Genomic DNA, 13,057 nt, shown 5'->3' with positions numbered 1-13,057 from the left:
GCGGCAATAGTACGGTGAAGCCGCCACCCGTCAGTGCGTGGTCAAAGAATCCCGTGTTTGGCGCACCAATAGTCTGGCCGGTGCAGGTGCCGTACCCGCCCGAGCCATATGCGTTGTTTGTGCTATCAATGCAGTTGTATGTCGCCATTTCGTTCTCGCAATTATTGCTCTTGTCAAAATAACATAAACGCATTAATATTGACAGTATTACAAATGTAATTGAGGTAGCAGTTCACTGCTATATGGGTATGGAAATAAAAAAGAATCTGAACCAACTTCTCGGCAAGCCGATGAATCGGCAGGATTTCATCAAGCACATTGCGATAGGAGCCGTCGCGGTGGTTGGGGGCGGTGCCCTACTACGAATAGGTATGTCGGGCAGCGGATCTGGCCGTGTATCGCAACAGTCCGGCTACGGTGGCAGCGCCTATGGCGGCGTGAAGCAAGGTGGTGATCAGCCGACGCGGAGGACTGCCTGATGGCGAGGCTTCCGATCCCTGGCAAGGACGCCGGTACGTGGGGCGATGTACTCAATGACTATCTATCGCAAGCGCACAAGCCAGATGGCACATTGAGAGATGGAATAGTTTCTGAGGGACTACTCGACAGTTCTGTTCGGTCGAAACTTAACGCGACTGGCGGCATCCCAGAATGGGATGACATCACTGACAAGCCTGTAGTAATCGCGGCCGGAGGAGATCAGGCCGCCGCACGGGCGGCGATCGGTGCGGGTACAAGTGACCTGACACTCGGTACAACTTCTGTTACCGCTAAAGCTGGTAATTACCAGCCAGATTCGAACAATATTACCGACGCCACGGCAACGGGCCGGGCTGTACTGACTGCCGCTGATGGCGTTGCGGCGAGAACAGCCATCGGCGCAGGCACAAGCAATCTGACGATCGGGACGACATCAAGCACAGCCAAGGCCGGCGATTACCATCCGGCTTCGACTGACATTAGTGACTCGACGGCGACGGGGCGGGACTTACTTACTGCTGGCACCGAACAAGAAGCGAGGGATGCAGTCGGATTCGACCCGGCAGTCCAGAAGGCTACCGGCGGCATCGTGCCGCTGGAACGGTTCAACCCCGACGCCGGATTCGCCGCAGCCCTATCGGCAGCGCTCGACGAAGCCGACGCAAATGGCGGCACAGTGGTTTTTGAAACGGCGAAAACCTACACAGCCGATTCGGGCGTGACGAAGACCGACATTGATGCACGGGTCAACTTCAACGGCGCGAAGGTCCTTCGCTCCACGGGGATGCCGAACAATCCGGTACTGACGCTTACCTATAGCAACAGCACCATCCAGAACGTTGTCGGCCTGACTAACACCCTCTGGGACTGGAGCGGATCGGGCACGACAACCTCGGCCACCAGGATCGAGCTTTCCAGCACGGTGGGTTGGGCCGCGGGTGATTGGGCGATCATAGTCGCAGACGACCTGATCCCGGGCACTCCTGCGGCGTCGACCTGGCGTGACGGTGAGCGGGTGCGAGTTGCTGGCGTGTCGGGGAATTACCTGTATTTGGCCCGGTTGTTGCGGGTCACGCTGACCACGAACATCCGTATCGCTCGTCTCACCGTCAAGGATGTATTGCTACAATCCCCTTGGGTAGAGGATGAACCGGGTTCCCCTACCGCGGATAGGACCACTCCCGCCATCGACATATTGCAGGCGGTAGAGCCGCAAGTTATCGGGCCGGTGTGTCAAAACCTGGTGGGTCAGGCGATCCGATTCGCCGGGTGCGTCGGCGGATTGGTCGATGGCGGTAATATGCACAATTTATTAACGTCTTCGGCTGAGAGCAGGGTTGGATACGGAATAAGGCTGGAGTGCTGCAACGACTTCTACATCGCGGGGGCGAAGGGGTCTTATCTGCGACACCTCGTTACCACGACGGGGCACGCGAGCGGTGCGGACTCATCCACCTTGCGGTTTTATGGGTCAAATATTGGTCATCGGGTGTTTGGCGGCAATGCCGGCGAGGTCGGTCATGCAGCGTTCGACACTCACGAAGACGCCAACTTCATCACCTACGATTCTTGCTACGTCGGATGGAATCACAAAGAGCCAGAGGGTTCGCTGTATGCGTTCAAAATCCGCGGCCGCAACAACATCGTCCGTGACTGCACAAGTTTTGGCCCGAGTGGAATTGAACTCGTCGCCGCCGATGACGGTGGCGGTGACCATAAAATTATCAACCACACCCACACTATCCCCATCCCGTACACGGCAACTAACGCCATCAACATCAACTACAGCGGCATGTCGTCGCGTGGTAATGCTGAGCTGTCCGGACGGATCTATGCACCGAGTTACAACGGGACTCTAGTGACGGTCAACAACGCGACCGTGCGGATACCTCTCTTGGAAATCGTAGTCGCCAGTACACAAAATCCGTTCCGCCCCATTCAGCTCACCAACAGCGAACTGATCATCGACACGCTGGTTATGGATCTGCGCGGATCGACCGGGGATCAACGCATCTTCTACCTCACCGACAGCACGTCTGCCGTGAGAGTGAACCGGCTCGTCGTCCGTTCGAGCGGAACAACATGGCGCATTGGTGATTTCACCAGCAACAACGGCATAATCACCGTGGGCAGGATCGAAACCGACACCGCGCCCAATGTCAGCAACGGAGGCTTCATCGCGGTCGGAGTCTCCGCGACGGCATACTTCGATGATCTCGTTGTCAGCCAGCAAGCGATCAGCACGGGTATCGACACGCGAGGCGACAGCAGCGTATCGCTCAATGGATTTGCTAAGGGCACACAGCTTCTCGATACCCCCCTGACGGCGACGCGAACGATCACCGAACCGATTTCAACCTATCGCATGGCCACCGGGCGGGAGATCCGTTACGTCCGCACCGCCAACGCGACAGGAGCGTTCAACTGGAACATCGGCGCGGATTCGTTGACCGCGGCCGGGTCGTGGCTACGCCGCATGTGGACCGGGTCGGCATGGGTCACGGTCGATAAAGGCGCGCTGTAATCGTTGTTTCTGGGTAGCTGCCACCATCGCGTGAGCGTCTCGCGCGACGGCTGAAGGCCTGCCGCGTCGCGCGTTGGCACACTTGAAGGCCCGCTTGTGCCACATGATCGCGGGCAGCGCATACGTAGGGCCTGGTAGGCCTGCGCCGAGGTCTGCTGCATAAGGCTCATCGTCTCACCGAGCCCGACAATCGCGCGGCAACGCACATCGCAGGTCCCCGTATGTGTCGTTGGCCAGGTTTAGCGTGTGTCTAGGGAGCTGAAGGGATTAGTCATGGTAAAGGGCGACATCGAGACCTACAACGAGGATGGGGTGTGGAAGAACCGCGTCCAAGGTGGCCAGCGGGCGTCGAACACGGCTGAGACGAAGGCCGAGGCGCAAGCAGTAGGACGCGACATGGCGCGCGATCGTGGCGTGGAGCATGTCATCAAGAAGATGGACGGCACGATTGGCGAGCGGAACACCTACCCGCGGAGTCGTGACAAGAATCCACCCAGGGGCTGACCGCCTGTTGCCACGCGGCTAGCTTGTTTGATTTAGCTGGCGACATAGAGTGTCTCTCGAAAAAGGTTCTGATACAGAATAATTCGTAGCTATCCTTTGGAATGTTTCGGTAGCCAGAACCTTGCCGGTTGGGTGGGATGTCCGTAGGATCGGGCGGTCTGATCCGCATTCATGCCCGTCTGCGTAGACCGACGATCGGAAGACCGACGTTCTGGAATGGCCGACACCCGCCCTGATCCCGACTGGTGGCACGACCCCGTGTTGTTGGCGCTGGATTTCACACCGGTCATGGAATGCGACGCCCTCACATCGGGATGCGCAGTCGCCGCCCATCCGGCCTCGTGGCGCTGCATCCTCACGTGTGGGTGCACCCTCTTGCTCTGCGAGGATGTCTTATGGGTGATCGCCCCGTGCTTGCTTGAGTTCGACGACTACCCGTGCCCCCGATGCGGTGCAGACGGTGTCTTCATCGCTCGGGGCAGCGGCATCTAACCGAATCGTCGATCTGGTAATTGATACCGCCCTGTCGGACCAGTGTGAGACGGTTCCGGCATGAGCTTGTCGCCCCAACAGGTCCGGGTCGTCGCCGAGCGGTGCGAACAGTTCCGTGGCTCCAAGGCCCCGGACGGTTATCCGAACAGTCTGGCGCTCTGCATCGTGGACTCCGTGCAGTCGACAATGGTCCGCTACCCGACCGTCGAGAAGGTCGTGAAGAACTATCGCGCCTACCGGCGTGAGCACGGCGCTGACCCGAATGCAGACAGCGCCGCCGACCTCGCGGCCACGTTCGCTCAGCTCGGCGGTCATGAAGCCTGGGCCAAACGCATCGGCAATGGCAATCGGACGTCGACACACCGGGGCGCGCCTCTCAAGGCCTACGCCATCGAAGTCGAAGCCAAGAACATGATCGATCTCGGCGTCCTGAATGCGGAGGATCTGCGTATTGCCGCGGAGGACCCTGACGCGCTTGCGAAGGTCAAGAAGGCCTGGCTGAAGGTTCCCGGTCAGGGGCCGGGTGTCACGTGGCACTACGTCCAGATGCTGGCCGGGATTCCCGGTATCAAGCCCGACCGAATGATCGCCCGGTTTGTCGCAAACGCGCTCGATCGTCCTCTCAAGACTGTCGGTGCAGCTTTCTGCGTCGGCCTGCTGACCGCGGTCGCAGAAGAACTATCGATGACCGCCAGCGCACTGGACCATGCGATCTGGAACTACCAACGCGGTCAGTAACGCGACGGCAGGTCGACGAGTTAGATGGTTCCGGCATTCCCGTGGCGGCAGATGTCCTCGACCTCGGCGATCGGCCATACGTATCCAAGATCGGACTCGTCGCTGGTTCGACCCGAGTAGACGCCGACAATCTGCGACTGTGGCCGCTGCGTAATGCCGATGCTGTTGCCCATGGTGGGGACCACGGCGCCTTCGGGGATGTGTCTGATGACAACTGAGCCAGACTGGCCGGTTCGTGTCCGCGCATCCACGAGGATCAGTGGCAGCTGCTTGCCGTCAACGACGACACCGAAGTGAGTGTCCGAGGCAACCGTGCCGCGTATCCACAACGGGAACAAGGGGCCGGTCGATAGCGCATACGGATACCCGACCACGAAAACGTCCTGAGCTGGAGCAAGATTCGACCACTTCGTCGCCCGAGGATCGGTTTCCTCAACCGGATACTTCCACGGGTATATCAGGTCATCGTCATCGAAGTTGATGGCCTGCACCGCGACATCGACGTCACCTCCGTGTACGGGATGCTGCTTCCAGAGGGGTGCCCAATCCTCGCCGATCAGCGAGACGAGAAACTGCCGCGCACGAAAAGCCGTCGATGCCGTGCGTGCGTCATCGCCGGTGGGCTGAAGTTGCCATCCCTCAGCTGGTGGCTTGGTCAGCAGCGTGATTTGCAGATGGGTCGGACTGACTTCGTACTCACCGAGGTAGACGTTTGTCTGCCAATGCCGTCCGGTGAGGTTGTGCCTTGCCGTGACGAGATAGGTCTGGCCATCGCACTCGTATACGAAAGCACTCCCGTGCGCGAGCAGCCGGAAGTCCTTATCGTCAGCTTTGGCATCCGGCCCCGACGGGCTGAACAGCATGCGCAGCTGCACTGATCCCACGTACTCGGCATGGAGCTGAATCTGCTGCTTCGGTGGCGATGCGCTCGGCTGCGCCTCGGTCATGCGCGAGGAAGGCGGATGACCCTGCTGCCCACGGGTGCCTGAACGACCACCGGCCGTGCGGCCGGTGGTTCTATTTCCAGAGTGAGGAGCACCACTGGACGACCTCCCACAATCTGCTCTTGGCGTACCGACACGACATGGAGCGGACGCCGCCCGCCACCTTCGTGAGGCACCAGTACGATGTCGCCAGCGACTACCTCCTCGGCGAGGATTGACACCCCGCCATCACCACGTGTGCTCACCATCGCCCACCCTCCGTTCGCAGCGTCCAACGTTGTGCTCACCGCGACCCTATCGACGGGTGCCGACAACTGTCTTCGTTGAACCGCTCCAGCCGAATGCACACGCTTGAGTTCTTACCCACCTCAGCTTGCTGGCAGAACACGGCTCGCCGCGGGTTCGACGTTCTGCGTGCAGGGCAGTCTCCGCCGTCCGATTGCTTGGATCGCGCTGCGGTAGTCGGTCGCCGAGAATTTCCGTATGGCGCTGGATACTCCCCTCAACACACGCCAGCTCGACGTACTCCGCTGGATCGGTGACGGCTGTCCCGACGGTCGATGGACCAACACCGGCTATAAGGCGACTGCTGCCGCCTTGCAGAACCGGCGTCTGGTCACGATCAGCAAGCGAGGTGGTTGGAAGGCGACGATCGAACCAGCCGGCACCTACTACCTGACGCACGGCGACTACCCGAAGGATCACTTCCCGAACAAGCGTCGGTCGTACAGTCGCACGATTCGGTTGGCGCATTCAGAGCAAGGGAATCCACAACGATCGCTCACCCGTCCAGGTCCCGACGATCCCACGCCGACCCGAAAGTTGTTGCAGGACATCATCGATGCTGGTGGCGTTCTGGAACTGAATACCAAGGGCGATGACACCAACTACGGCAATCTGGTCGCGATCATCAACAGGAGGGAGATGGCTCCGGACGGCCAGCAAGTGATTTTGATGGATGGCGCCAGCTGCTACCAGAAGGTGTTTCGGCTGTCGTCGGTCGCCGAGTGGAAGACGCAGCCACCAGCCGAGGTCGTGGCTGCCGACCGCATTGGGCGCTGGCACTCCGCGGTGGCGGCGCTGCGAAGCGAGAACCGGCTCACTTCGATCGAATCACCACAGCGGCAGCGCGCGCTGCGATTGCTGCACGCCCTGGCACGTGAGGCAGAAGCACGCGGCTACACCGTGAATGAAGCACCGAAACGGGAGCACCGCGGCTATGGCTACCATGACCGCAACGAGCTGCCCGGATGCGTGATCGTCGGCGTGACGCCGGTCAAGTGCGGGATCGGCATTAAGCAGCTGCAGGACAAGGCGCCCCACGAGGCAACACTGAAGGAACTCGAACGGGCCAAGCGCGAGTCGTGGTACCGAATCCCTACCCATGACTACGTACCGTCCAAGCGACTGTCGATCACCCTGAACACCGACAGCCGGTATTCCTCGGAGGTGTCGTGGGCGGACACCAAGACGATCCCGCTGGAGTCGCGGCTGCCGGATGTCATGACCTTGTTCGAGCGCTGGTCGCTGATTCATACCGAGCGCACCGAAGCCGAGCGACTGGCGGAGGTCGAGAAGCAGAAGCGGCAAGAACGGGAAGATGAACTCGCCCGCCAGGCCTACGTGCAGCACGCGCTGGGGGAGCGGCTGATCGCAGACATGAAGGACTGGGAGTTGGCTGGCCGGCTGCGCCTCTACCTCGCTGACATGGCCGAGCGCATCGGAACCATCGCCGACGAGGAGCAACGAGCGGCAGCCATCGAGTGGATGCATTGGTGCGAGCGCTACAGCGGCGAACGTGACCCGCTGACGAAGCCCATTCGCCAGCCGAAGGTCAAGCCACCGGACTACACCGAGCTTCGCGACTTCCGACAACGCCTCGGCTTCGCCCATCGGTGGTGAGGTGCACCGCCCTACCCGTTGACCTGAGCGCGCCGGCTACATCTGAATTTCTTGTCGGTGGTCTCTGTCAGAGTCGGGTTAAGCGCCATCGCCGAACTACCTCAGTCGAGTAGTTAGCTGTATACCTGAGGTTGTTTGGCTTCTTGTGTCAATGAAGTGCTATTTAAGTGACCACCGGGGAGGTCGATCAATTTGCTATGCCTTGTCTCTCACGGTCAGAAGGACGTACCATCGCCACCTGTGCCGTCTGACCGTCGAACAGGTCGTTGGGGGTTCCACGGTCCGGTTGCGTCGTCGATGGATGACGTCCTCACGCCCTGCCGCCGGTACCCCTTCCGACCCGCTATCGGCAGGAACCACGACGGACCGAATCTGCCACACCTGCGTCCATCCGCGTCGGGGACGACGGGCGCCTGCCGATGAACAGACATGAGTCGGAGCCTGGGCTCGATGCGGCTGGCACCGCGGAAGCCTGGATCACCGACGGCGTTTCCGTACCTCGCTCTAAGCTGCGAGTCATGGCGGGGTTGTTTGGGAAGTCCAAGTTGCGGGAGCGCGCGCAGCAGATTCAGACGCAGGACGTGCAGGCTCATATTGATTTGGTGCGGACCTGGCACTCCGACTACCACCAGGGTCAGCTCAAAACGGACAACGAGACTAGCCGTGAGCAGGGATATAACCAGGACTTCTTCGTCACGATTCTGGGATATCGGCAGGCGCCGATCGTCCCTACCACCTTCAAACCGAAGGACACGACCGAGAGTAAGCAGTTCCCGGACGCAGTACTGAAGTACGAGGACCCATCGGCCGACATCAAGAACATTTTCGCCGTGGTGGAACTCAAAGGAGCTAGCACACCCCTCGACAAGCCGCAGCAGCGGGAAGGCAACCTGACGCCGGTCCAACAAGCGTTCAAGTACAAGCCTCAATACCCGACGTGCCCATTCGTCGTGGTCAGCAATTTTTGGGAGTTCCGGCTCTACAACACCAACGAGCTGGTCTTTGAGTCTTGGACGCTCGACGATCTTGTCGACCCCGAAGACGATTACATCAAGTTCAAGACCTGGTACGTGCTAATGCACGTCGATAACTTCACTGCTGCGCGCGGGCTGTCGAACACCCAAACTCTTCTCCGTCTGGTCCTGACGGCGCAGGAAGAGATCGGTAAGGAGTTTTACGAGCGGTACAAGGACGCTCGCATCAAACTGTTGCGCGACATCCTCAAGAAGAACCCAACGGTTGACTCCGACCTTGCCATCGAAAAGGCCCAGACGATCATCGACCGAGTGGTCTTCGCGTGCTTCGCGGAAGACATCGGGCTACTGCCGCCGGACATCGTTGAGATTGTGGTCCGAGAAGCCGAAGAATCGAAGGTGGACACTTCGATCTTCAACGCGTTCAAGCGACTGTTCGCGGCGATCGACAAAGGCAGCGCGACGCTTGAGATTCCCAACGGATACAACGGCGGCCTCTTCGCAACTGACTCTGTCATCGACAGCCTTGACATCTCGGACGATGTGATGAGGCGTCTCGCCAAACTGTCGGGATACGAGTTCGAGGAACAACTCCCCGTCAATGTCCTGGGACACATCTTCGAGCAGTCGATCACCGACCTCGAAAGTATTCGTCGCCAGGTACATGACGACGTAGATCCTGATGAGTTAAGGCCGGACGCAGCCACGCACGACGGTCAGCGACACAGAGAAGGGATCTACTACACCCCGGACTACATCGTCCGGTACATCGTCGATAACACGGTCGGCGCCTACTTACGCGAGAAGGAACGCGAGATACAAGCCAAGCACCGGCTGACTGGACGTCTTGGCGAAAAGGGCTACGCGGAGCGCCAGCAGAAGGCCTACATCGAGTTTCAGTTCATCTTGCAGGACATCAAAGTGCTCGATCTCGCCTGCGGCTCAGGTGCTTTCCTGGTTTACGTCTTCGACTACTTGTTCCGAGAGAATCAGCGCGTAGCCGACATCCTCGGCGACGCGGCGCTGTACTCGACCGACGATTTCGTGCGCAATATCCTGACGACCAATATCTTCGGCGTCGACCTGAACCGTGAGTCCGTCGAGATCACCAAGCTCAGTCTGTGGCTCAAGACGGCCGAGAAGAACAAGCCACTCGCCTCGCTCGACGGCAACATCAAGTGCGGGAATTCGCTGATCGACAACGCCATGTTCACCGACAAGCCATTCAACTGGTCGGAAGATTTCGCCGCAGTCATCGCCAAGGGCGGCTTCGATGTGGTCGTAGGGAACCCGCCGTACGTCAACGCTATTGAGATGTCTCGAAATATCGCCGCGCCGGAGCGTAGGTTCATGCGGTCGGGCTACACGACGGCCGTCGGTGCCGTCGACCTCTACATCTACTTCTTTGAGCGCGGCATTGAACTGCTGAAGCCGGGCGGCAAGCTCGGGTTCATCACACCGAACCGCTGGCTATCCGTCAGTTATGGAGCGGCCTTGCGTCAATGGTTGATCGACAATACCGAGTTCGACTCGATTCTCAACGCGTCCGACACCCACGTCTTCGAGGATGCTGACGTTTACCCCGTCATCACTATCTTGAACAAGCGCGCGACAGGCGTCCCGTACAAGATCACGGCCGGACGCCTGGAAGAAATGTCTGCTGTTCCGCTTGGGACAGACCATGATTCGACCAAACTGTCCTCACTCCCGGACAACATCATGGGGTTCTTGCTCAACGACAAGTTGCCGATCACCGAGAAAGTTTTCGGTCAGTCTGCCCGTCTGGGGATCGTTGGCGAGATCAACGCAACGTCGACGGCAGCCGAAGCCGATCAGTACGCAGCCCACGTCAGCGACGTTCCGGGACACAAGATTATCAACACGGGCACGATCGATCAGTACACAAGCCTGTGGGGTCTTCGCGGTTTCAGAAAGCAAGGTCGGGTCATTGCGAAGCCCTATCTCGACCTGGACCAGGTGAGCGAGAACCGTCGGCGGCTCTACGAGTCGTCCAAGATCATCTTCGCCAAGATCGCACTGCGGTCGGAGGCTGTGTACGACAGCCTGGGGGAATACGCGTCAATCGACACCAACTGCATTCACACGATAAAAGACGATTTCCTTCCGGAATACGTTCTTGCTTGGGTCAACTCACGCCTCTATAACTACGTGTTCACGTGCCTGTTCGACGGCGCCCGGATGGCCGGCGGCTACCTCGGATTCTCCGCCCCCAACCTCCGATGCACGCCAATTAAGCGGATCGATACCGACGCGCAGGAGTCATTCGTCAAGGTTGCGAGCCGGCTGTCGGCCCTGTACCGAGAAAGAGCCGAGGCAGACGACGCGTTCAAGACTTTGATCAAGACAACGTTCGGTCTGACTTCATGGCCGACTGCCAACGGTGCATGGTGGAGCCTAGAAAGTCCGGCGTTCGTGTCCAACTTCCGCAGGCGGTTCAACATCTCGGAAGTCGAGGACCTCATGGGTGCCCATGCCAAACACGGTGCAGTGGTCGGAGAGAAGGTGGCCGAGATTGCGAAGCTCACTCAGCAGATCGACAGGTCCTTCTACAAGCTGTTCGGGTTGACCAGGCGGGAGATTGAACTCGTGGAGGCGATGGAGTTCACCATCCTCTGATGTTCGATTGATGTCGGAGCACTGTCGATCTAGACCTCCCTGTGCGTCGATCGATGTGTTGGTTTGACGTTCGCCCAATGGTCATGCATTTGCGAAACCCGTAGCCGAGGAGATTGGTGCGAATGGTATGCCCGGCGGGGATTATTGGACCAAGGAGACGAAATCTAATCCGCCGTTTATCCGTGATCGCCTTTGTTCGCGCTGCCCTATCTGAGCAACGCGGCACGTAGTCAGGTTCGCCGCTACTGAACGGCGATGCTGAGGTAAAGATGCAGTTCGAGGACGGTATATCCACATGTCGGACCTCGCCGCTATGCTTGAGTTCGTATTTACAGTTACTGCGAAACTGTCATAATGAAACACAGCTAAAAATAGAATGCGCATGAAGCGTTAAGGGGGAGACATGAGCGAGCCGGGTTCCGATCCGAAGTATCCGATTTACCTGGATGAGCCCGCAGATGTCGATCTGCTTTCGTTTGATGCTGTAGCCGGCGCGGTCACGGACGCGCTCCGGGACGAAACACTGGACCCGATCGCATTGGGGTTGTCGGGATCGTGGGGGAGTGGCAAGACCTCGGTGCTTCGGTTGATTGCGAAACAGCTGAAGCCGGCCGAGGGGCAGCCGGTGTCAACGCTGGTGATTGAGACGGACCCCTGGCGTTACGACCCGGCGATCGGCGCGAAGGAATCACTGATCGGTGAGATCCTCACCAAGCTGAGTGGCCAGATCGTCGAAGATGAGGACACTGGCAGCAAGGCAAAAAAGCTTGTGAAGCGGCTCGCGAAGCGGGTGGACTGGGGGAAGGCGCTCCAGGTTGCGGCTAAATCTTCGATCACGATGACGCTCCCCGATGTCGACTCGGTTCTTGGGCTTATCAAGCCGAAGCCGGACGATGATGATCCCGAGCCGATTTCCGACATGGTGGAGTTCCGGGCGGAGTTCAACGAGCTGCTGCAATCCGACGGACTGGCACATATTCAGAACGTGGTCATTCTTGTAGATGATCTCGATCGATGCCTACCGCCAACCGTCGTCGAGACGCTTGAGACGATCCGGCTGTTCCTGTCCGTGCCGAAGATGTCATTCGTCATCGCGGCTGATGAGACGCGCATCGCCGAAGCGATTGCCGCTCATTTCCCACGGACCGATCAGACTGACGACGATGAGGAGTCTCCATCAAAGCTGTATCTCCACAAGATCGTTCAGACGTCAGTCCCCGTTCCTGCGCTCAGCGACTTTGACACAGAAGCCTATCTCGTTCTCCTGCAGGTGAAGTCAGGCATGACCCGGGAAGACTACGACACGCTGGTTAACGAGGTTTCTGACGCCCGGCGCAGTGGAAATCCGCTTGATGATGTCAAGGCACTGTCGGCGGAACAGTACGTTGCGGCGCGCGCGACCGCGACCAGGCTGAAGCCGATCGTGCACGAGAAGACGAAGGGCAATCCGCGACGAATCAAACGCTTCCTCAACGACCTGTCCGTTCGCCAGAACGTTGCGGCGAAGCGTGGAATCACGCTCGATCCCACCGCCATAGCCAAGCTGATGATTCTAGAGGCGTACTTCGACGATGAGTTCCGCATGCTTGCCGGCTGGTTAAGCAATAACTCGCTACGCGACAACGTTCGTGAGCTTGAGCGGCAGGCGGGAACACCGAGTGATACTGAGTCGGGTGAGCCTGCGAGCCCACCTGACGCCGACGGTGAGAAGGAAGTGGCTAGGGCTGCCGCCACCACGAAAGGCGCGAAGGCAGGCGATGCGAGCAAGCCGAAGTTCACAGACAACTTCATCCGATGGGCGCGGGTATTGCCTTCTCTGAGCGATAAGGACATCGCTTCGTATGGCGTGTTCCCGCTGAATG

7 protein-coding genes are annotated in these 13,057 nt (G+C 59.1%); 6 read left to right on the top strand and 1 reads right to left on the bottom strand.

Features of this window, described 5'->3' with window-relative positions; translation table 11 throughout:
* The first annotated feature begins 478 nt into the window (after positions 1-478).
* From J3476_RS09540 to J3476_RS09530, 3 genes are all read left to right on the top strand, one after another.
* Complete coding sequence (locus tag J3476_RS09540) at positions 479-3,004, top strand: hypothetical protein (protein ID WP_207066255.1); 2,526 nt, start codon at positions 479-481, stop codon at positions 3,002-3,004.
* A 273-nt stretch (positions 3,005-3,277) separates the two neighbouring features.
* Complete coding sequence (locus J3476_RS09535; protein ID WP_207066254.1) at positions 3,278-3,508, top strand: DUF2188 domain-containing protein; 231 nt, start codon at positions 3,278-3,280, stop codon at positions 3,506-3,508.
* 552 nt (positions 3,509-4,060) lie between these two features.
* Complete coding sequence (locus tag J3476_RS09530) at positions 4,061-4,738, top strand: hypothetical protein (protein WP_207066253.1); 678 nt, start codon at positions 4,061-4,063, stop codon at positions 4,736-4,738.
* Positions 4,739-4,758: 20 nt separating this feature from the next.
* On the opposite strand, the gene J3476_RS09525 is transcribed toward J3476_RS09530, so the two are convergent.
* On the bottom strand, positions 4,759-5,685 hold the full coding sequence (locus J3476_RS09525) for a hypothetical protein (protein WP_207066252.1): 927 nt from the start codon (positions 5,683-5,685) through the stop codon (positions 4,759-4,761).
* Between the two features lie 480 nt (positions 5,686-6,165).
* Between J3476_RS09525 and J3476_RS09520 the strand changes: the two genes are divergently transcribed.
* The 3 genes from J3476_RS09520 to J3476_RS09510 all read left to right on the top strand — a co-directional run.
* A complete protein-coding gene (locus J3476_RS09520) occupies positions 6,166-7,584 on the top strand; it encodes a hypothetical protein (RefSeq protein WP_207066251.1) in 1,419 nt (472 codons plus the stop codon).
* A gap of 518 nt (positions 7,585-8,102) precedes the next feature.
* Entirely contained in the window at positions 8,103-11,195 is a 3,093-nt protein-coding gene (locus J3476_RS09515; protein ID WP_207066250.1) for an Eco57I restriction-modification methylase domain-containing protein, read from the top strand.
* Positions 11,196-11,598: 403 nt separating this feature from the next.
* Positions 11,599-13,057: P-loop NTPase fold protein (locus tag J3476_RS09510; protein WP_207066249.1), on the top strand; the 1,459-nt coding region annotated here is incomplete at its 3' end.

The organism is Mycobacterium sp. PO1 (assembly GCF_017312405.1).
Lineage (GTDB): Bacteria > Actinomycetota > Actinomycetes > Mycobacteriales > Mycobacteriaceae > Mycobacterium.
The sequence above is the reverse complement of the archived record's forward strand: the minus strand, read 5'-3'. Positions and strand labels throughout refer to the sequence as shown.